The 20,559-nt window shown below is 70.9% G+C and carries 16 protein-coding genes; 6 read left to right on the plus strand and 10 right to left on the minus strand.

Going from position 1 to position 20,559, the window contains the following annotated elements:
- Positions 1–15: 15 nt before the first annotated feature.
- A complete protein-coding gene (locus AB0C30_RS22765) occupies positions 16–189 on the minus strand; it encodes a hypothetical protein (protein WP_357947141.1) in 174 nt (57 codons plus the stop codon).
- Between the two features lie 211 nt (positions 190–400).
- Between AB0C30_RS22765 and AB0C30_RS22770 the strand changes: the two genes are divergently transcribed.
- Entirely contained in the window at positions 401–2,965 is a 2,565-nt protein-coding gene (locus AB0C30_RS22770) for a ComEC/Rec2 family competence protein (RefSeq protein WP_357947144.1), read from the plus strand.
- A gap of 746 nt (positions 2,966–3,711) precedes the next feature.
- Here the strand turns inward: AB0C30_RS22770 and AB0C30_RS22775 are convergent.
- From AB0C30_RS22775 to AB0C30_RS22790, 4 genes are all read right to left on the minus strand, one after another.
- Positions 3,712–4,602, minus strand: a complete 891-nt coding sequence (locus tag AB0C30_RS22775; RefSeq protein ID WP_357947147.1) for a hypothetical protein — start codon at positions 4,600–4,602, stop codon at positions 3,712–3,714.
- Positions 4,599–4,874 (minus strand): hypothetical protein, encoded by a 276-nt coding sequence (locus tag AB0C30_RS22780; protein ID WP_357947150.1) that lies wholly within the window; start codon positions 4,872–4,874, stop codon positions 4,599–4,601. Before AB0C30_RS22780 ends, AB0C30_RS22775 begins: the two co-directional genes overlap by 4 nt.
- A 400-nt stretch (positions 4,875–5,274) precedes the next feature.
- Positions 5,275–6,102, minus strand: coding sequence for a helix-turn-helix transcriptional regulator (locus AB0C30_RS22785; RefSeq protein ID WP_357947153.1), 828 nt, complete (start codon positions 6,100–6,102; stop codon positions 5,275–5,277).
- A 208-nt stretch (positions 6,103–6,310) separates the two neighbouring features.
- A complete protein-coding gene (locus AB0C30_RS22790) occupies positions 6,311–6,868 on the minus strand; it encodes a TetR/AcrR family transcriptional regulator (protein WP_357947156.1) in 558 nt (185 codons plus the stop codon).
- A 70-nt stretch (positions 6,869–6,938) separates the two neighbouring features.
- On the opposite strand from AB0C30_RS22790, the gene AB0C30_RS22795 reads away from it, so the two are divergent.
- The 4 genes from AB0C30_RS22795 to AB0C30_RS22810 all read left to right on the plus strand — a co-directional run bounded on the left by AB0C30_RS22795 (position 6,939) and on the right by AB0C30_RS22810 (position 11,540).
- Positions 6,939–7,637 (plus strand): alpha/beta hydrolase, encoded by a 699-nt coding sequence (locus tag AB0C30_RS22795; RefSeq protein WP_357947158.1) that lies wholly within the window; start codon positions 6,939–6,941, stop codon positions 7,635–7,637.
- A gap of 160 nt (positions 7,638–7,797) precedes the next feature.
- On the plus strand, positions 7,798–9,237 hold the full coding sequence (locus AB0C30_RS22800) for an ankyrin repeat domain-containing protein (RefSeq protein WP_357947160.1): 1,440 nt from the start codon (positions 7,798–7,800) through the stop codon (positions 9,235–9,237).
- 62 nt (positions 9,238–9,299) lie between these two features.
- Entirely contained in the window at positions 9,300–10,271 is a 972-nt protein-coding gene (gene holA, locus AB0C30_RS22805) for a DNA polymerase III subunit delta (RefSeq protein ID WP_357947163.1), read from the plus strand.
- A 123-nt stretch (positions 10,272–10,394) separates the two neighbouring features.
- Complete coding sequence (locus tag AB0C30_RS22810; protein WP_357947166.1) at positions 10,395–11,540, plus strand: epoxide hydrolase family protein; 1,146 nt, start codon at positions 10,395–10,397, stop codon at positions 11,538–11,540.
- 28 nt (positions 11,541–11,568) lie between these two features.
- Here AB0C30_RS22810 and AB0C30_RS22815 read toward each other — a convergent pair whose 3' ends face one another.
- Positions 11,569–12,072: a MarR family transcriptional regulator gene (locus AB0C30_RS22815; protein WP_357948123.1), complete on the minus strand. Its 504-nt coding sequence runs from the start codon at positions 12,070–12,072 to the stop codon at positions 11,569–11,571.
- A gap of 76 nt (positions 12,073–12,148) precedes the next feature.
- On the opposite strand from AB0C30_RS22815, the gene AB0C30_RS22820 reads away from it, so the two are divergent.
- A complete protein-coding gene (locus tag AB0C30_RS22820) occupies positions 12,149–13,342 on the plus strand; it encodes an MFS transporter (protein ID WP_357947169.1) in 1,194 nt (397 codons plus the stop codon).
- Here the strand turns inward: AB0C30_RS22820 and AB0C30_RS22825 are convergent.
- From AB0C30_RS22825 to AB0C30_RS22840, 4 genes are read right to left on the minus strand one after another with little or no spacing between them, the layout of a single operon-like run.
- Positions 13,284–14,015, minus strand: coding sequence for an ABC transporter ATP-binding protein (locus AB0C30_RS22825; protein WP_357947172.1), 732 nt, complete (start codon positions 14,013–14,015; stop codon positions 13,284–13,286). The genes AB0C30_RS22820 and AB0C30_RS22825 overlap by 59 nt on opposite strands.
- Positions 14,005–14,913 (minus strand): ABC transporter ATP-binding protein, encoded by a 909-nt coding sequence (locus AB0C30_RS22830; RefSeq protein ID WP_357947175.1) that lies wholly within the window; start codon positions 14,911–14,913, stop codon positions 14,005–14,007. The genes AB0C30_RS22825 and AB0C30_RS22830 overlap by 11 nt, the downstream gene beginning before the upstream one ends.
- A complete protein-coding gene (locus AB0C30_RS22835) occupies positions 14,910–17,510 on the minus strand; it encodes an FtsX-like permease family protein (RefSeq protein ID WP_357947177.1) in 2,601 nt (866 codons plus the stop codon). The genes AB0C30_RS22830 and AB0C30_RS22835 overlap by 4 nt, the downstream gene beginning before the upstream one ends.
- The gene (locus AB0C30_RS22840; RefSeq protein WP_357947180.1) at positions 17,507–20,554 is read right to left on the minus strand and encodes an FtsX-like permease family protein; all 3,048 of its coding nucleotides are present in this window, start codon (positions 20,552–20,554) and stop codon (positions 17,507–17,509) included. Before AB0C30_RS22840 ends, AB0C30_RS22835 begins: the two co-directional genes overlap by 4 nt.
- Positions 20,555–20,559 lie beyond the last annotated feature (5 nt).

The following is a 20,559-nucleotide window of genomic DNA, read 5'->3' on the forward strand; positions in this document are numbered from 1 at the left end:
CCTCCCCTCCCCATCTCACTCCTGGTCCCTGGCCCTGCCCGCCCTCGCCACCTGGGCCGCCACCCTCACCCTCCTGAACTTCTCCCCGACCACAAGCTTGATCGTCTCCGCTGCGGCCATCGTGGCCGTGCTCCTGACCGTCCTGAACTTCTCGCCGACCACGAGCCTGATGGTCTCCGCCGTAGCCACCGTGTCCGCACTCGTGACCCTCTCCAGGCGTTCCCGCGTTCTCCAAGCGGGCTCAGTCACTGGGATCGTGTCCGGTCGCACTTCCTCGAGAGCGGTTGTTCAGGGGGCTGTCCGGCGGTTGTGGCGCAACGTGGCCATCGCGACTCTTATCTGCGTCGCCGCGACCTCAGCCTCAGTGGCCCTGCGCGTTCACGCCGTGAGCACAGGCCCGGTGGCTGACCTGGCAACCCGCGGAGCGCAGGTCACCGCCCAGATCACTCTTACCGACGATCCGAAGATCAGACGCCACCGAGGCGGCCGCTTCACCCAGGACCGCATCGTCGTCCCCGCCACCCTGACCGTCCTCCAAACCCCAGCCAGCCTTGGATCGCCGCTTCGGCGGGGTGCGGCCGGCAGAGCGATCGCGGTGAACACCCCTGTCGTCGTCTTCGCCCAGGGCCCCGAGTGGAGCAGCCTCCTCCCGAGCCAGAGCCTGGAAGTAACCGCTCGCCTGGCACCGGCAACCCCAGGTGACCTGATCGGCGCCGTCCTCCTCGTACGAGGGTCACCACGCGTCCTCACGTCCCCGTCGTGGATCCAGGCCGCGGCAGGCACCCTCAGGGCAGGTCTACGGACGGCCGCAGACGTACTCCCGGCAGACCAGCGCGGCCTCCTCCCAGGCTTGGTCGTGGGCGACGTCTCCCGCATGGACCCACAACTCACCGCCGACCTCAACGAAGCAGGCCTGAGCCACCTGAACGCGGTAAGTGGCGCGAACCTTGCAGTCGTGGCCAGTGCCGTCCTGGCCCTCTCTCGCCTGGCCGGCTTCCCGCTCGCCCTGAGAGCCGTCCTCGCCGCCCTCGCGATGATCGCCTTCGCCGTGGTGGCCAGACCCTCGCCCAGCGTCCTGCGAGCCCTGCTCATGGGTATGACCGCCGCCATAGCCCTGGGCACCGGCCGGACCAAGGACGGCGTGGCGGCCCTGTCCGCGTCGATCCTGCTGCTCATCCTGTTCGACCCCGAACTGGCTCGTTCGTACGGCTTCGCCCTGTCCGTCTTCGCGACCGCCGGCATCCTCCTCCTGGCTCCCCGCTGGCGAGCCCACCTCACTGGCCCCGACCCGGAAGAAACCCCCGCCCACGCTGACACCCACGACGACTCCGCTGCCGAGAACCCCGCTCCCACCTGGGCCGACGCTGCCAGCCGTCTCCGCGACTCGGCACCATACGGCGCCGTCGCGTCCGATCCAGCGGGCCGTGGTGCCGGCGGGTCGGGTTCGGCGGGTCGTGGTGTGGTCGGGTCCGATTGGGTCGTTGGTGGTGCGGCCACGTCCGATTCAGCGGGCCGTGGGGCCATCGGGTCCGGTTCGGTGCTTCGCGATGGCGTCGCGTCTAATTCAGCCGCTCACTCAGCCGCTGACTTGGCCGCTGGGTCGGCAGCGTTTGGTGCCTTCACCTCCGACTCGGCACCTCACAGCGACGACGCCGACACACCTGACGTCGTCCTCGAGTCCCATGAGCCGCACTCTGCCCCGATTCGCTCATCGCCAGGACGAGGTCGGCGCCGTCTGCGGCTGCCTCGGTGGGCGGCGGAGGCGGTGGCCGTGTCCGCTGCGGCGCAGGCCGCTGTGACACCGGTTCTCGTGCTGATGTCCGGCCAACTGACCCTGGTGGCCATACCCGCCAACCTCCTGGCGGGCCCGGCAGTGGCGCCGGCGACCATCCTCGGGTTCGTCGCCGCGTTGGTGGCTCCCCTCTGGCCGCAGGCAGCTCAGTGGCTGGTCATCCCGGCAGGGTACGCCGTGGGCTGGATCATCCTGGTCGCCCAGTGGGCCGTGAGCATGCCACTCGCCACGCTCCCATGGCCGGGCGGTCTTCCGGGACTCGGGCTTCTGATGGTCGCCGTGGCTGTGATGATCCTCGTGCTCAGACGCCGTACCTGGAGAACGGCGGCCCTCACGATGGCCGCCGCGGCTCTCGTGGTCGGGCTCGTGGTCCGCCCCATGGCCAAGCCCTGGCCGCCCCCGAACTGGCTCATGGTCGTCTGCGACGTCGGTCAGGGCGACGGCATGGTGCTGGCGGCCGGTCCCGGTCGTGGCATCGTCGTCGACACCGGCCCGGACCCCGTCGTCATGGACCGCTGCCTGCGCAGGCTGGACGTACGCGACGTACCCCTGCTACTCCTCACCCACCCGCACGCAGACCACGTGGACGGCCTCCCCGGCGTACTCAGGAACAGGCGTGTCGGCGCGGTCATCGTCAGCCCGCAACGCGTCGCCCCGCAGGAGAGCAACCGCATCGCGACCATCCTCGCCCGCCACCGGATTCCCGAATGGACACCTTCCTCGGGCAGTCGCTGGCAACTGGGCCCGTCCGAGATGACCATCCTCGCCCCCGACCCGGCCCAGGGTGACGCCGAGGGGCAGGGGGAAGGCAGCTTGATCAACAACTCCAGCGTCGTGGCGCGCGTACGCTGGCGAGCGGGCTCGGCCCTCCTGAGCGGCGACATCGAAACCGAGGCTCAAGACGCGCTGCTGCGGCGCCTCGCCCCGCGAGCGGACGTACTCAAGGTCCCGCACCACGGCTCGCGGCGACTGGACCCGGCCTTCTTCGCGTCCGTAGGCGCTCGCGCGGCGCTGATCAGCGTAGGAGCCGACAACGACTACGGCCATCCCGCTCCGTCCACGATCGCGCTCCTGCACCGCCTCGGCGCCCGCGTCTACCGCACCGACCGCGCGGGCGACCTGGCGGTCATCGACCAGGACGGACAACTGGCGGTGGTCGCCCGCGGCCCGTAGCCGGCACCGGCCGTGGATCAGTTACCGGTTACCGGTCCGACTACTGGCTACGGCCGGTAGTCGGCACCGATCCGTTCCAGCATGCCGTTCTGCGGGGCGCCGGACAGGAAGGAGACGAAGGAGGGGTGAGAGCTGACTGCGATCCGATCAATGGCTGTGTCGACGGAGGCTTTTTGATGGATGCGGCAGTGAAAGGCATCGGAATGAAGTTAGGCATCGGATCTCGCGGACGAGTACCGAGCGTGAAGGCGGCGGCCGCCGCGTCCACGAAGGCGGTGCGTCTATGAAGGCGGTGCGTCTATGAAGGCGGTCGTCTGCGGAAGTGGTGCGTCTGCGGAGGCGGTGCGTCTGCGGAAGCGGTGCGTCCACGAAGGCAGTGCGTCTGCGGAGGCAGTGCGTCTGCGGAGGCAGTGCGTCTGCGGAGGCCGCGACAGCAATGACGCCTGCTAAAGCAAAGGCGCCCGCCCAGGCGAAGGGCGCTCGCCCCCCTCCCGGCGAGCGCCCCTTGTCTGGGCGGGCGCCTCCGGCGCGGGCTCAGGCGGGAAATTGGCTCAGCACGTAAAACGGCTTAGCAGGTACCCGGAGCATTTGCAGCTCACCGCATACAGGGCTCGGCACGTCGGTGCCTCGGCAGGTGAATGGCTCGGCGTGTCAGTGACTCACGAGCTCAGCGGCTTGGCAAGTGAACGGCTCAACACGCAGTGGATCACTACGTCGGTCGCCCGGCAGGTCAGTGGATCGGCGCGTCACAGTGATTGCCGGTACGCGAGCCACGTCCTCCCCGCGCCCGCCATCCTGGCCCGGAACTCGCGCCTCTCCTCCGGCCCGTACCGAGCCTTGTAGGTGCGGAAGCGCGTCCACAGTGCGGCCAGTCCGATCACCGCGTCCGGGGGTGCGGACGACCACGACGGTACGCGGGACAGCAGTTCGTCCACCTCCGCTGGGGTGTGTCCGGCTTCGACGAGGTGGGGAGCGAGCATGGCCGCGTCGATCCAGGCCGCGCCCCGAGCGGAGAATGACCAGTCGATCGCGTACACACGGCCCTGTGAGATGAGCATGTTGTTCGAGCCGAGGTCGTAGTGGAGCAGCGTGTTGCCGCGGAGGTCGCGCGGTTCGAAGCGTTCGATCGCGGTGTCGTACAGGTCACGGTCCGCCGGGATGCCCTTGTCGCGCAGGTGGGAGTGCTTGGCCAGGAGCGGCAGGATGTTGTCGATGACCGGCGCCGCTCCCCGGGGACAGGGTGTGAGCAGGGCGCCGAGCAGGGACACCGTGTCCAGGACGGCGGGCAGGTCGGGGGAGCCGGGTGTCAGGTCGACGTGGCGGCTGTTGTCGTTGATGTACTCGAACACGGCCACCAGCCACCCATCCTGCTGCCCTCGCCACAGCAGGTGCGGAGCGGGAGCCTCGTCGGGCAGCACGTTCGCCGTCCAGGACTCCGTACGGTGTGCCTTGGCAGCGGGCCCGGATGCCTCGACGGCCTTGATGAACACGCTGTGATTCTCGGTCTGTAACCGGGCCGAGATGCCGGGCATGGTGCCTTCGCCGGCGGGCTCCGCCTTGATGACCGGGCCGCCGCATTCGAGTTCTACCGTTTCGCGCACGCTCGCCGGGAGGTCTTCCCATTGCTGCCGGGTCATCGTAATCCTCCATTTCCGGAGACGTCGGCGCAGCCCGAGTACCACTGGCCGCGTCTGCCGTCTGAGATCCGCAGTTCGGCGTCGAGCGGGAGAGCGGGGGTGCGCATGGTTTGTGCGGCGGCGGCTCGCTCGGTCGCGGGGCGGAGCGCTGCCCCGGCCAGGTCGTCGGTGCCGTCGTCGCGTACGACTCGCCCGATCGGCTGATCGAGCGGGCCCTGGTTGATGAGGTCGCACGGGTGGGTCAGGGCTGGCGGGTCCAGCAGGGGGATCATTGCCGTGCTCCAGCTATGGGGGGACACGCGGAGATTGTCCGCGGGTAGCGCGGATGGGTGTGCGGTGGCGTCCGCGGGTACCGCGATCGGATATGTGGAGGTGCCTGCGGGTAATGCGGATGGGTGCGTGGTGATGTCCGCAGATAGCGCGATCGGACGTGCGGTGGTGTCCGCGGGTGACGCGATCGGACGTGCGGAGATGTTCACCGGTAATGCGGGCCGGTGTGCGGAGGTGTCCGCAGGTGAGGCGGTGGGGGACACAGCGACTTCCTCACGGAGGTGGTGCTTGCTTGCGGCGGCCGGGGTTTGGAAGTCCGGAGCCTTCCGGCCGCCGCGAAGTGGTCCGCCTCGAAGGTACGAATCAGCGTTGTGGCCGCTCAAGTAAGTTTCGAAAAGTTTCTTAAAGATCTGGGCGAGCCGCGTCGATACAAGACAGCGCGAGCGGCCCGTAGACGGCCACTTCTGCCAGTGCGGTGAACGCCTTTTCGTAGACGGCGACGTCGTCCGGTTTCTTGATCCGGAACTGCGCGGCGACACCGTCGACCCGGACCTCGGTGGCGTCGTACAGCCAGAAGTTCTCCGGCGGCATGACGGGCGGTTTGCGGCTGTACGGGAGGATGCCGAGGCTGACGTAGGGATTGTCCCGGGTGTAGGTGGCCAGCCGGTCGAGCTGGGCGTTCATTCCGGCGGGGTTCACCATGGGGGTGCGCAGCGTCTGCTCGCCGAGTACGAACACGAAGCGCCGTACACCCCCGAGCGACTGCTGCTGCGCCATGCGCGCCGCCACGGCTCGGTCCAGGTCATCGGTTATGCCGCGGAAGGAGATGATCGTGGACAGGTGGGCGCGGGCGTACGCCTCGGTCTGCAGCAGGCCGGGCACGGTGGAGTGCTGCCACACGCGTAATCGGGTGGTGCGCTCGTACAGCGGGATGAACGCCTCCTGGACCTGGCCCAGTCCATTCCGCTCCAGGCGCCGCCATTCGGTGTAGAGCGTGTCGATATGGCGGGCGGCGGCGAGCAGGTCGGGTATTTCGTGTTCGGCTCCGCAGGCGGTGGCCCAGGCGCGGATATCGTCGTCGCTCGGGACCTGCTGGCCGTTCTCGATTTTGGAGATGCGGGACTTGCGTCCGCGCCACCCCATGGCCTCGGCCAGGCGGTCGCCGGTCATTCGCCGACCGTCCGCGGTGTGGGCGGTGCGTAAATCCTTGAGCCGGATAGCGAGCGACATTCGCGCTTCCATGATTGTGCTGTGACTTGTCACGGGCCACCTCGGCTTGGGTGATGGAGTTTGCTTCGAAGCTACGCCCGGGTTCGGCCCTCCGTCTGTAGGGTTTCTTGAAAATCATGAAGAAACCATTGAGTACGGTTCGGCCGGATGTGACCGCTGCTTTCGGCGAAACAGCAGCGACTCAGGCCAATTCGGCGGCCCGCGAGTCTCACCGCGCGCGGAGCAGGTCGAGGAAGGCGGTGAAGGCCGCATCGGTGCGGGCGGTGTCGCCGGTGGCGTCGGTGTCCATGAGGAGCCCGCGGACAACGGCGAGCGCGACGGTGGCCAGTGCGGGTGCCGCCGCGCCATGGTGGGCGCGCAGCCCTTGTTCCAGGACCGCGAGCCAGTCGGTGGTTGCGGCTCTGCGGAAGTCGGGCCACAGGGCCTGCCCGTCGGGCGTGTTGTGGACGGCGCCGAACAGGCGCAGGTAGGGCGCGCCCTCAGGGCCGGTCAGCACCCGCCAGGCTCGGGCGAGGGTCTCCTCGTACGGTTCGTCCCTTGGTGCGAGCGCTTTTCCGAAGAAGCCGAGTTGCCGTCGCCGGGCCTCGTCGAGCACTTCACGTAGGAGCCGTTCGCGAGTGCCAAAGTGGTAGATCAGCATGCGCGCCGTGGTGCCGGCGGCTTCGGCGAGCGGGGTCAGGCTGGTGGGCAAGCCGCGAGCCAGCACGTGGTCGGTGCAGGCGTCGAGGAGCGACCTTCTGATGTCGGGCTGTGGCTTGCGTCCCATGACCTTCCTTTGACGTAATGCGCGTTACGCATATTATCGTGCCCAACCGACAGGGAAGATCCGGGAGGTCATGGTGCGGGTGGTGTTCGTCCACGGGGCGTGTGTACGCGACGGGGCATGGTGGTGGCACCGGGCCGCCGGCGAGCTGGAGGCGCGCGGCGTCCCGAGTTCCGCTCCGCCGCTGCCGAGTTGCGGGGAGACGGGGCGCGCGCCCAACGGGAAAGGGCCGACGCTGGAGGACGACGTGGCGGCCGTGCGCGAATGGCTGGCGGCGGACAAGCAGCCGACGATCGTGGTCAGCCACAGTTATGGCGGTGTTGTGGCGAGCGCCGCGGCGATAGGGCTGCCCCAGGTGCGCCATCTGGTGTACATCGCAAGTTTCCTCCCGGAGGTGGGCGAGAGCCTGGCATCGTTCGGCGACGGGACGCCCGCGCCGTACCTGGACTTCGGCCCTGACGGCACCTTCGGCGTGCGCGCTGAGCTCGCCACGCAGACTTTCCTGCAAGACTGCGACCAGGAGACGGTGGAGCAGGCGCACGCGCGCTTGGTACGGCAGAGCGCTGCCGTCATCACCGCCCCGGTCCAGGCCGCGGCTTGGAAACAGATCCCGTCCACCTACGTCGTGTGCGCGCAGGACAACGGCACTCCTCCGGCGGCGCAGCGCGCCCAGGCCAAGCGGGCCACGCGCGTGGTCGAGGTGGCCACGGGGCATCACCCCTTCCTGGCCCAGCCGGATGTCGTCGCCGGGCTCGTCCTCGATCTGACCTGAGCCGGGCTCGCTGTCACGGCGTAGGGTGGGTGGTGCGCGCTCAGGGCGCCACCGGTCCGCGGACAGGGCTAAGCCCACCTGATGCTCATCGAACGACCCGGCCCGACCTCTTTTCCGGCCTGATCATGCGGACGCCAGGCCAGACGGAAAGGAGGCCCTCGTGCCCATCCATCGCCTGCCCGACAACCCCAGCCTCGAACGGCTCCGCAAGCAGGCCAAGACGCTCCTCCAGGATGCGAAGGCGGGAGTTCCTGAGGCGCTCGGGCTCGTCGCCGAGTTCCATCCCCGAACGCCGGAGGCGCTCAAGCTGGCCGACGCGCAACTCGTCACCGCCCGCATGTACGGCTTCGCGAGCTGGCCCAAGCTCAAAGAACACCTCGGCACCGTCGAGCGCTACTCCCGCTCGCCGCACCGGGTCGCGCCGAGCCAGGAGTTGCCGGAGGAGTTCCTGCGGCTCGCCTGCCTCACCTATGGCACGGACTACCCGGGCCGGACCGCCGACGCCGACCTGCTGCTGGCCCGGCATCCGCAGTTGTCCACCGCGAACGTCTTCACCATGGCGGCCACCGGCTCGGCCGATGCGCTGGCCGACGTGCTGGTCGAAAATCCGGGGCTCGCGCGCGAGCAGGGCGGCCCCTTCGGGTGGGAGCCGCTGCTGTACCTGGCCTACGCGCGGCTCGACGCTCCCGGCCGGTACGTGCCCGCCGCCCGGCTCCTCCTCGACCATGGCGCCGATCCGAACGCCGGATTCCTGTGGGACGGGCTGACCTCGCCGTTCACCGTACTCACCGGCGCATTCGGTGGGGGAGAGGGCCACCAGCCACCGCATCCGCAGGGCCTGGCGCTGGCCAGGCTGCTGCTGGAGGCCGGGGCGGACCCCAACGACAGCCAGACCCTCTACAACCTCGGGCTCGGCGGCGCCCGCTCCGACGACACCGCCCACCTTCAGCTGCTGCTGGAGTTCGGCCTGGGCCGGGGCGCGGGCGGTCCGTGGCATGCCCGGCTGGGGCCCACGCTGCAGTCTCCACAGCAGATGCTGCGCGACGAACTGGCCACCGCCGCGCTGCGCGGCTGCCCGCGGCGGGCCCGGCTGCTCCTGGCACACGGCGCGGAGGTGGACGGCCTGGGCGGGCATCCGGCGTACGGCGGGCGCACCCCCTACGAGCTCGCCCTGCTGAACGGGCACACCGAGATCGCGGAGTTGCTCGCCGGGGCAGGCGCCTCGGCGGTACTGGACGAGATGGAGACCTTCACCGCCGCCTGCATGCGCGCCGACGCCGACGCGGTGGCCGGATTCGGCCCGGAACCGCTGGCGCGGGCGCTCGAACGATTCCCCGGGCTGATCATCAGGGCCGCCGAGCAGCGCAAGCCCGCGGCGGTACGGCTGCTGGCCGGTCTCGGCTTCGGCGTGAACCACCTGCATCGATCCACCCCGCTGCACGCGGCGGCCTGGAACGACGACGTCGAGACGGCCGAGACACTGATCGAGCTCGGCGCCGACCCGGCGATCAAGGACACGGCGTACGACTCGACCCCGCTCGGCTGGGCCGAACACGGCGGCATGCACCGCGCGGCGGCGTACCTGCGAAGTCTGGAGTGAAGGTCCGGTAACCGTCGTCGTCGAGTACCGGCTTGTCGGTGCCGCATGGCATGCTGCACGACATGGCGGCAACAGATCCAGCACTCGTGACCTTGGTCGTCGGCGACGAGGAGCTGCTGGCCGAGCGGGCGGTCAGCGAGGTGATCGCGGCGGCGCGGGCGGCCGCCGGCGGCGCGGAGGTGCACGATCTCATCGGCGGGAAGGTGGCGCTGGGGGAGCTGACCCAGCTGACCTCGCCGTCGCTCTTCGGTGATCGTTCCGTGGTGGTGATCCGGTCCGCGCAGGATCTCGTCAAGGACGTCATCGCCGAGGTCGTGAAGTACGTGGCGCAGCCCTCCGACGACACCGTGCTCATCCTGGTCCACCCGGGCGGGGTGAAGGGCAAGGCGCTGGTCGACGGGGTCAAGAAGGCGGGGGCGCGAGTCGTCACCGTCAACAAGGTCACCAAGGCCGGGGAGCGGCTCGACTTCGTCAAGGGCGAGATCAAGCGGGCTGGGCGCGGCATTTCGAGCGATGCCGCGCAGGCGCTGCTCGAGGCGGTGGGCAACGATCTGCGGGAGCTGGCCGCGGCCTGCAACCAGCTGGTGTTCGACACGGAAGACAAGACGATCAACGCGGCGGCCGTGGCCCGCTATCACAAGGGGCGGGCCGAGGTCACCGGCTTCAACGTGGCCGACTCGGCGCTCGAGGGGCGGCTGGCCGAGGCGCTGGAGCAGCTCCGCTGGGCGCTCGGCACCGGGGTGGCCCCTGTGCTGCTGGTGAGCGCGCTGGCGGGCGGGCTGAGGGGCTTGGCCAAGGTCGGCGGAGCGCCGCGCAACCTCAGGGGTGGGCAGTTGGCGAGCCATCTGGGCATGCCGCCGTGGAAGATCGACCGCGTCAAGCGGCAGCTGAACGGCTGGGGTCCGGAGGGCCTGTCACGCGCCATCCAGGCGGTGGCCGACGCCGACGAGCAGGTCAAGGGCGGCGGCGCCGACCCGGCGTACGCGCTCGAACACACGGTGCAAGTGATCGTCGCCAACCGTACGGGCCGGTAGCCGCCCGTGCGGGAGAGTGAGTGCCACCCGCCCCGATAACCGATAGTCCGGTAGCCGGCGCCCCGGTAAGGTCGCGAAGCGTCGGAGGGCGATGCGCGCCTTCTGTCGGTTGCTGGAGGTTATGTGAGCTGGTCGCCGTTTCGTATTGAGGTGCCGGAGGACGTGCTGGACGACCTGCGGAGTCGGCTGCGTAACACGCGGTTCGGCGACCCCACGCGGCCAGGGGAGCAGGCGTGGCAGGGCGGCGCGGACCCCGGCTACCTACGTGACCTGGTCGGCTACTGGGCCGAGGGATTCGACTTCCGGGCACGTGAGGCCGAGCTGAACGCTCTGCCGCACGGCATCGCGCACATCGACGGCGCGCGTACGCACTTCCTGAAGATCCCCGGCAACGGGCCCGCGCCCATGCCGTTGCTGCTGAGCCACGGGTGGCCGAGCAGCTTCATGGAGATGCTGCCGCTGGCGGCCCGGCTGGCCGATCCGGGACGGTTCGGGGGCGATCCGGATGACGCGTTCGACGTGGTGATCCCGTCCATGCCCGGCTTCCTCTATTCGGAGCTGCCCGCTGAGCCGCTGACCAGGGCGGCGATGGCGCGGATCCTGCACACGCTGATGACCGAGATGCTGGGCTATGAGCGTTACGGCGCGTTCGGTGGTGACATCGGCGGGGCGGCGACCGGGTGGCTGGGGGCGCTCTATCCGGAGCAGGTGATCGGGATCCACCTGATCCATCCGCCGTTCCCGGCGTCGCTGGAGGTTCCGCCGCTGTCGGCGGAGGAGCAGGCGTTCCTCGACGCGGAAGCCGTCTATGACGAGGGTGACGCCGGCTACAGCGCCATCATGGGCACGCGGCCCGACACCATCGCCGCCGCGCTGCTGGACTCGCCGGTCGGGCTGGCCGCGTGGATCGTGGACAAATACCGGGACTGGAGCGACTGTCACGGCGAGGTGGAGACGCGGTTCGACCGGGACACCCTGCTGACGATCCTCACCCTCTACTGGGCCACGGGCTCGATCGGCACCTCGTTCAGGCAATACTTCGACTTCGAGCACAACTACGCCCGGCCGCCCATCACTGTGCCGGCGGCGGTCACGCTGAGCCACGAGCCGTTGATGGCCGACTTTCCGCGGGCGCTCGCCGAGCGGGCCCTCACGGACATCCGGCACTGGAGCGAGCCCGGCAGGGGCGGCCACTTCCTGCCCCTGGAGGAGCCGGCCCTCCTCCAGGAGGAGCTGACGAGCTTCTTCCGCGAACTCCGCCGCACCTGACGGGATACGGCCCTCACGCGGGTGAGGGTCAGCGGGTGGATTCCACGTTCACCAGGAGACGTTTGAGCAGGCCGTCCAGGGTCGCCCGCTCCGCCGGATCCAGTGCGTAGACCATCGCGGCCTCCACCTCCCCCCGGATCCGCATGGCCTCCATCCACAGCTCATGCCCCCGGTCCGTGAGCTCCACGTCGACCCGGCGGCGGTCGTCCGTGCTGCGCAGGCGGCGTACCAGGCCTGACTTCTCCAGCGTGTCGAGGCGGCCGGTCATGCCGGCGGGCGACAGCATCAGCTCCGCGGCCAGCTCCGAAGGCGTCGCGGAGCCCGCCCTGGCCACCAGCCGATGCAGCGTCTCGAACTCGAAGTCCTGCATCCCCACCTCCGCCAGCGCCGCCTCCTTCGTCTGATGCAGGTGCTTGACGAGGAACTGCATCCGCGTCACGACCGCCTCCACCCGCTCGTCGTACGGCGCCTTGCCCCGCCACCGCGCCAGATGCCGATCGACAGAGTCACTGGAGCCGGAGCCTGCGTTCATCGAGTCCACCCACCAATCTTAAGCCAGCAAGTATTTAGTTGACGAATCATTAGCCAGCGAATTAATGTCGAACCCCATGAGACTTCTGCTCGGGCGAGCCATCTCCGCCTTGGCCACCGCCTTGATCCCCACCACCCTCACCCTCGCCGTCCTCCGCACCACAGGCTCGGCCGAGGCCCTTGGTCTCGTCCTGGCCTGCGAATTGATCCCCCTCCTCCTGCTCCTCCCGGTCGGCGGGGTGCTGGCCGACCGGTTCCGGCCCGAGCGGGTGGCGCTGGTGGCCGACCTGGTCCGCGGCCTCTCCCAGGCCGCCATCGGGATCGAGCTGCTGATGGGCGTCGGCCGCGTGCTCGACCTGGCCGTGTTGTCCGCGGTGGCGGGGGTGGCGATCGCGTTCGGCATGCCTGCTGTGCCGAGGCTGGTCGCGGCCGTGGTGCCGGGCCCGGATCGGTTGCGTGTGAACGCGCGCATCGGCGTGGCCACCAGCACCTCCAGCGTGCTCGCGCCCGCCCTGTCGGGCGGCGTGGTGCTGGTGGCGGGCCCGGGGTGGGCGGCGCTGCTCACCGCCGCGCTGTTCGCCTGCTCGGCGCTCACCCTTGGCGGAGTCCGTACGGCCAAGCAGCCCGAGAGAGCCCGGAACACCTTCGCCAAGGACCTGGCCGAGGGATGGCGCGAGGTCAGGACGCGGCCGTGGTTCCTCAAGTCAGTGCTCGGCCACGGCGTATGGCACTTCATGGCCGGGTTGTTCCTCACCCTCGGCCCGCTGACCGCCGTCAAGCAGCTCGGCGGCGAGGCCAGCTGGGTGCTCATCGTGCAGTGCGGTACGGTCGGCCTGGTCGCGGGGGTGTTCCTGGTGCCGAGGCTGCCCGTCCGCCGGCCGCTGGTCGTCGTCCAGGTGGCCGCCGCGCTGTACCTGCTGCCGTTGGTGGCGCTGGCGGTGACCGCGAACGTGGTGCTGATCGCGGCGGCGTACTTCGTGGCGATGTTCGGGCTCGGGCTGCTCAGCCCACTGTGGGAGACCGTCGTCGCCGAGGAGATCCCCGAGGGCGCGCTGGGGCGGGTGCGGGCCTTCGATCAGCTCATCTCGTTCGCGTCGCGGCCGTTTGGGCTGGCCGTGGCGGCGCCGCTCGCGGGCTTCGTGGGCATGACCGGGCTGCTGCTGGCGGGAGCGGTCGCCGTGGCCGTGGCGAATCTGGCCGCGATCACGTCCGTCAAGCCTCCGAAGACCGGCTCTCTAGAGGCGCAGCCTCCCGCAGGACTCCGTCGCTGATCTCCAGCACCCGGTCGGCCAGCGTGATGAGGCTCGGATCGTGGGTGGCGACGAGCGCGGTGACGCCCTCGCTGCGGACCAGGGCGCGCAGCAACTCCATGATCTGCCGCCCGGTCTGTGAATCGAGTTGTCCGGTGGGCTCGTCGGCGACGAGCAGCCGGGGCCGGTTGGCCAGCGACCTGGCGATCGCCACCCGCTGCCGCTGACCGCCCGACAGCTCGTACGGCCGCTGGTTGACGTGCTGTTCCAGCCCGACGAGGGAGAGCAGCACGCGCACGCGCGCCTCCCGTTCCGTGACCGGCGTGCGGGCCAGCCGCATCGGCACGCCGACGTTCTCGGCCGCCGACAGCACCGGGATCAGCCCGAACGACTGGAACACGAACCCCACCACGTCGCGGCGCAGCGCCAGCAGGTCGTCCTCGGACATCGAGGTCACCTCGGTCCCCGCCACGACGACGCGCCCGGCGTCGGGCCGGTCGAGTCCGCCGATCTGGTTCAGCAGGGTCGTCTTGCCGGACCCCGACCGGCCGCGGATGGCGATCAGCTCGCCGGGATAGGCCGAGAACGACACCTCCCGCAGCGCCACGACCTCCTTCGGCCCGGTGCGATAGGTCTTGCGCACCCCCTCTACGACAACCAGGGGCTCGCCGGCGACCAGGGGCTCACTGCTCATTGGAGGGCTCCTCTCGGGCCGGCCACACGCCGATGTGGTCGGATTCGAGTTCGAGGCGCACCCGGCGTTCCATGTCCAGGGCGTTCATGAAGTCGCGGGGCAGTTGCAGCCGCCCCACGCGGTCGAGCACGGCGTACTCCTCGGCGACGCCCTCGCGGCGGAGCGTCTCGCTGCTGGTACGCCCGTCGCGGATGCCGATCGTACGATCGACGCGCTCTGACACCAGCGGGTCGTGGGTCACGATGACCACGGTCACGCCCAGCTCGCCGTTGGCCTTGCGCAGCGCCCCGAACACCTCCTCCGAGGTCTCGCTGTCCAGCTCGCCGGTGGGTTCGTCGGCCAGGACGAGCTGCGGGGAGTTGGCCAGGGCGACGGCGATGGCGACCCGCTGCTGCTCGCCGCCGGACATCTCGGGCACCTTGCGGTCCGCGCAGGAGGCGACGCCCATCAGGTCCAGCAGTTCGGCGGCGCGCCCCCTGCGTGCCCTACCGGCCAGCTTCATCGGTAGCTCGACGTTCTCGCGGGCGGTCAGGTACGGGAGCAGGTTGCGCGCGGTCTGCTGCCAGACGAACCCGACGATGTCGCGCCGGTACCGCAGCCGGTCCTTCGCGGTCATCGACAGCAGGTCTGTGCCCGCCACCCTGGCCACGCCCGCCGTGGGCACGTCCAGGCCGGACAGTACGTTCAGGAGCGTCGACTTGCCCGACCCGGAGGCGCCGACGACGGCGACCAGTTCGCCCTCCTGGATGAGCAGGTCGAGGCCCTGCAGGGCGACCACCTCGACGCCCTCGGTCTTGTAGATGCGCACCAGGTTGTCGCAGACGATGTGCGCGTCCCCGCCGAACGCGGCTTTTTTCTCGGCGGCCTTGGCTTCGAGCTCGGACAACGTTGGATTCATGTGAGGTCACCCACTCGGAGTACGGCGCCGAGGCTGCGGCGGCGGCTGATGGCGGTGTGCGCGTACGTTCCGAGCACGGCGACGGCGGCCAGCCCGGCCGCCAGGACGACCGGCACGACCGGATCGGCGGAGTAGTCGCCGACGGCCAGGTCACCGGCGTAGGCGGACAGGTCGATGCCGGGCCCGAGCGCCGCGGGCAGGCCGAGGCCGAGCGCGAGCCCGGTGAGCGAGGTGATGAGGATGAGCGGGAGGATCTCCAGCACGGTCAGGCCCCGCGCCTGCCGGTCCGACAGTCCCAGCGTGCGCAGGAACGACAGCGCCCTGGCCCGGTCGGCCGCGCCGATCACCAGCGTCACCAGCACGGCGATGAACGCGTAGACCGCGAGCGCGATGGTGGTGATGCGCAGGATGTTCTGGACGGTTCCGGTCATCGGGTCGTCCTCGATCGTGGCGAGGGCCTGTTCCTGCGAGGTCAGCTCGGCCTTGGGCTGTCCGGTGGCCGCCAGCAGCGCCGCGTGATCCGCCTCGCCCTTGATCAGCAGGGTGTTGACGCCGGGCCGCTTGTTCGTCGCGAAGGGCAGCACGATGAACTTGCCGCGCGGGTAGAAGCCGGGCAGCGAGGCGATCTCGCCGGCCGTGGTGACCTTCATCCGCTCGTACCAGGCGATCTCGAAGGTGCCGCGTCCGCGCAGCTCGCTGGAGACCAGCACCGGGATCCCTGAGGCTCCCGAGGCGGTGAGGGGCACGCTGATCGGCGCGCCGTCCAGCAGCCGCTGCCATGGGGCCAGGTCGACGGCGATGATCTCGGCCCGTTCGCCGCCGTAGCCGATCTGCGCGGTGGCGGTCTGCGCGGGCACGAGCAGCCGCACACCGGGCACCTTGCGCACCCGCTCGATGGCGTCAGGAGGCAACTCCACGGGGGAGGTCAGCTTGATCGGCGCGCCGACGCTCTGCCAGGACGCCAGGCGCTGCGTGGTGGACAGCCCGCCGGAGATCACCGTCCCGAACACCGACACGGCCAGCGCGGGCAGCAGGATCAGCACCGGCAGCACGCTGGCGGATCGGGCCCGGGCCGCCCTGGTCAGGCCCAGGAAGGGCACGGCGAGGCGGCCGCGCGCGGCCAGCCGTACGAGCAGCTTGAGGGGGAGGGGATAGCAGCGGATGGTGATCAGCGCGGCGGCGACCGTCAGCGCGACCGGCACGAGCAGCAGGAACGGGTCCTGGCCGCCGGTCGTCAGGCCGCGGGCACGCAGCAGGTACGCGCCGGCCAGCGCCAGACCGACGACCAGCACCTCCAGGGTGATCCGCCGGGCCGACGGGCGGGCGGCGGCCACGTCGTCGCGGCGCTCGTGCAGGGGCGTCCGGTGCGTCACGGCCAGCCGCGCGGCCGCGTAGCCGACGGCGGTGAGGGGCACGAGGGCGGGCCCCGCGTGGGCGAGCCACGGCACCGGCCCCGGCACCAGGAAGGCCAGCCCCCACCCGGCCAGCGCCGCGGGCACCACCGCGATCGCCACGAGCGCCGTGCCGGCACCCGCCACCTGCCGCAGCGACCCGCCGCGCGCCCGCGCCAGCGCGAGCGGGTGATCGATCCGCTCGGCCAGCAGTTGCACGGCCAGCACGAGCACCCCCAGCGCCACGACCAGCAGGCCGCCGAGCACCAGGAACATCACGGTCTGCGCGGTGCCCAGCGCGGTCCCGAACTTGTCCAGCAGGCCCGGCAGCTCCGTCTCCAGCCGGTACTGGCTGTCGGCGCCCGCCGGTTGCAGGGTGACCACGTGCCCGTAGTCCTCGATGGCGGCACGCAACTCGGGCAGGTCGAGAGAGGCGGCCGCGGTGGGATCGACCGGCAGGATCCAGCTGTAGAGCAGGTTGCGGTCGGCGCCGCTCAGGGCGGCCAGGCCGGCGGCCGGGATCAGCGCGGTCGTGCGCCGCTCCAGCTCCAGCTTGCCGGGCGGCTGGACCTGCGTGACGTGCAGGACGTCGGTGTCGTGGCTCCAGTAGCGGGCGCCGGGGTCCTTCGCCCGGAACACGCCCACGATCTTGACGGCGGCGTAGTCGCTCTCACCGAGGATCCGCACGTCGCCGATCTTCAGCGGCATCGTGGTGCGGGCCTCCTCCACGATGCCCACCTCGAACAGCGGGATCTCCGTCCCGCTCCAGCGCATGGTCGTCGGCTTGCCCGGCGCCCGGCCGTCGACCCACTCGACCCGCCGCTCACTGTCCGACAGCCAGGCGAGGTTGATGTAGGTCTGCCCGCCCGACAGGTGGACCGGCGTGTCGTACGTCTTCGCGCTCATCTGGCCGGTGGCCGAGACGAGCGGCCGCAGCTGCGGCGGCACGAGCGAGCGCAGCCGGGCGTCCCTGGAGGCGAACTGGCCGGGCTCGTGCAGGTCGTCCGGCCCGCCGCGCGTCCTGGTCTGTACGGTCAGGTCGGCCTGCTGCGCGGGCGCGTCCTGAAGGGCCTGGTGGAGGGCTTCGTCGTACGAGCCCTGCAGCATCCGCGGCAGCCCCGCCACGAGCAGGCAGGCGCTCAACGTCAGCAGGGACAGCATGGCCATCGCGCCCAGATACGCCTGGGCCAGCCGCAGGATCCTCACAAGTCCTCCTGACGCTGCCCACGCAGGTTACGGGCCAATACGGCGACGATGCCGAGCAGCACCGCGGCCACCAGCGCCAGCATGGCCGCGGTCGCCGCCCACGGGATGTCGAGCAGCACGTCCGGCGTGACGGCGGCGGCCTGCCCGGTGAGCACGATGTGCGGCACGACCAGGACGCCCACGACGACCGCCAGTGCCGTCCCCGCAATCAGCGACAGCCCGATGACGAACGCCTGCTCGACCGCCAGCAGCCCGAACACCTGCCGGTGGCTCACCCCGAGCGCCCGCAGGATCGTGAACTCGGCCATCCGCTCCCGCGCCGCGACGGTGGCGTTCACCACGAAGCCGAGCGCGGCGAACGCCAGCGCCGCCGCGAAGCCCAGGATCAACGCCCCCTGCAGCCCGCTGGCCAGCGGGTCGTCCCGCAGCCGCTCGGCGAGCTCGCGCTGGTCGACCGCGGTGACGTCCCACTCCGGCCGCTTCTTCAGCGCCGCGAGCGCGGGCCCGGCGTCGCCGTCGTGGGCGGCGAGCCACCATTCGGTGGCCGGTCTGGGGATCTCTCCCGCCGCCAGGCCGTACGCCTGCAGGGTGGCCCAGTCGGCCAGTACGGCGGGCTGGTCAGCGGCGGTCGTCGGCATCCGGTCGACCAGGCCCGCGACCTTGACCTCGACGATCCGCCGATCCAGGTTGACCCGGCCCACCTGGCCCGCCGAGAGCTTGAGCGAGGCGGCCAGATCGGTGGTGAGCACCACGGGCAGCGGGCCCGGCAACTCGCCGAAGGCGACCGCGACCGGCTGTGATCCGGTCGCCTTGAGCGAGATCGGGCGATCCGCGCTCAGACCGGTCACCGTGACCTGCGCACTGCCGCTCTCGGGCGGATTGGCGACCAGGCCGCGGACCGACAGCGGATAGGTGATCTTCCCGGTCCGTCCCACGATCTCCGAAAGGTCGAGGTCGATCCGGTTGTCGCCCGGATGGAGCAGGCCCAGGGGCAGCTCGCGCCAGACGCCGAGCGCGTCCGAGACCATGATCCGCAGTGACACCGCGGCGTCGGCGCGGGCGTGCAACGTGAGCGTCGTGGGCCGGCCCGGCAGCTCCAGCGGGGCACCTCGCGGCCGGCCCGAGCCGAGCACCCGTGCCATCTCCGCGACCGATCGCGCCGACAGGTCGGGCCGCAACTGGAAGAGCCGGTCGAGCTTGCCGGCGTCGAGGCCGAGCAGGACCGCGCCCTCGCCGCTGAGCTGGACCGGGCCGCGGAAGGCGGGCGAGGCCGCCGTGACGCCCGGCAGCGCGGCGAACGCGGTGCCGCGCCCGAACGTGCCCAGCTCGGGACCGTCCGGCGGCCCGGAGATCCGCAGGTCGGCCCCGGCCTGATGGCGGGCCTGGTCCTGCTGCGAACCACGCCAGGTGGCGGCCGTGGCCATGGACACGATGCCGATCGCGATGGCCATGGTCAGCAGCAGCGCGGGCCCGGCGTACTTGAGCGGCCGCCGGCTGACCTGCCAGACGCCGAGCGCCGGGGCGAGCGTGGGCCGCCTGGCGGTGATCCGCTCGGCCAGCTTCGAGACGCGGGGGACCAGGCGCAGGCCCAGCATGCCGCCGGTGAGCAGCGCCAGGGCCGGTCCCGAGACGATGAGCGGGTCGATGCCGAGGTCACCGGCGGCGGTCGCGGTCACGGGCGCGCCGTAGCGCCGCAGCTGCCAGATGGCCAGCCCCGCGACCACCAGCAGCGCCAGGTCCGCCCCGGCCCGCTCGATGAGCCCGCGCCCGCCGCCGCGGCCGCGCGCCGACTGCTCCTCCACGTAGGTACGCCGGGCGCCGGCGAGGGCCGGGAGCATGAGGAGTACGGCTGAGGCCAGGGCCACGCCGATCGAGACCGCGAACGTGCCCAGGTCGGGCGAGGGCGCCAGCCGTACACCGGAGGCCCTGATCCAGGGCAGCGCGTTGACCAGGGCCAGCAGCGGCGGGCCGAGGAAGGGCGCGACGATCGCGCATGGCAGGGCCACCAGCAGCGCCTCGCCGCCCGCCAGCGCGGCCAGCCGCAGCGTGCCCGCGCCGCGCGAGCGCAGCAGCGCCACCTCCATGCGGCGGTGGTCGGCGAGCAGGCGGGCGGTGAGCATGAGCGCGTACGCGGCCAGCAGCAGCAACTGCAGGACCGGGATCAGCATGGTGGAGCGGGCGACCAGGGCGGCGGTGCCGAGCTGAGCGAGCATCTCCGGCAGGCGGCTGGTGGCGGTGCAGCTCGCGCAGCCGTTCGCGTGGAGTCGGTCGCGCAGCTCGGTCACCCGGGCGGCGAACGGCCGCAGCTGCTCCGGTGACAGAGCGCGCAGGTCGGGGACGGCGGTCCAGGTGGCGTTGACGTTCGTGGCGAAGCGGCTCAGGAACGTCTCGCGGGAGACCATCAGCGGGCCGTAGGTGGTGAACTCGCCCGTCTCGACGCCCCTGGTGAGCAGCTGCTCGCCGGTCCAGCGGTCACCGAACGGGTCGTTGAGCTGGAAGACGCCGGTGATGCGGACGTTGACCGCCTTGTGGTCGAGGCGGCCTTCTGTGGTGATCTCCTGACCCGCCTTGACGCCGAGCGCCGTGGCCGCCGACAGGGAGATCGCGGCCTCGACCGTCTTGCGTTCGGTGGCGTTCGGCCAGGTGCCGGAGACCAGCTTGGCGTGGGCGTCGAGGCCGTCATAGCTGCCGAACCTGAGCAGTTCGGGGGTCTTGCGGCTCTCCTGGCCCGGCCGGACGTAGGAGTCGGAGCGGAAGGCGGTCGTGATGGCGGCGGGCGCGCCCGCGTAGGCCCTGGCGAGCTCGGCGCGTGTCGCCCGGTCGAGCGCCGGGAACGTCTCGCCGGTGACGGGCGCGGCGATGGTCGCGGCCACCTGGCCCAGCGGCGCGGTCTCCATCGTGCGGCGCACGCCCACCTCGGCGATGGTGGAGGCGTACATGGTCAGCGCGACCAGAGTCGTGGTGGCCAGCAGGATCGACCCGAACGCGGCCAGCAACAGCAACGGCTCGCTGAACGCCCGTTTGACGACCAACGGCCCCCGCATGTGCC

Source organism: Nonomuraea sp. NPDC048901 (assembly GCF_040649695.1).
GTDB lineage: Bacteria > Actinomycetota > Actinomycetes > Streptosporangiales > Streptosporangiaceae > Nonomuraea.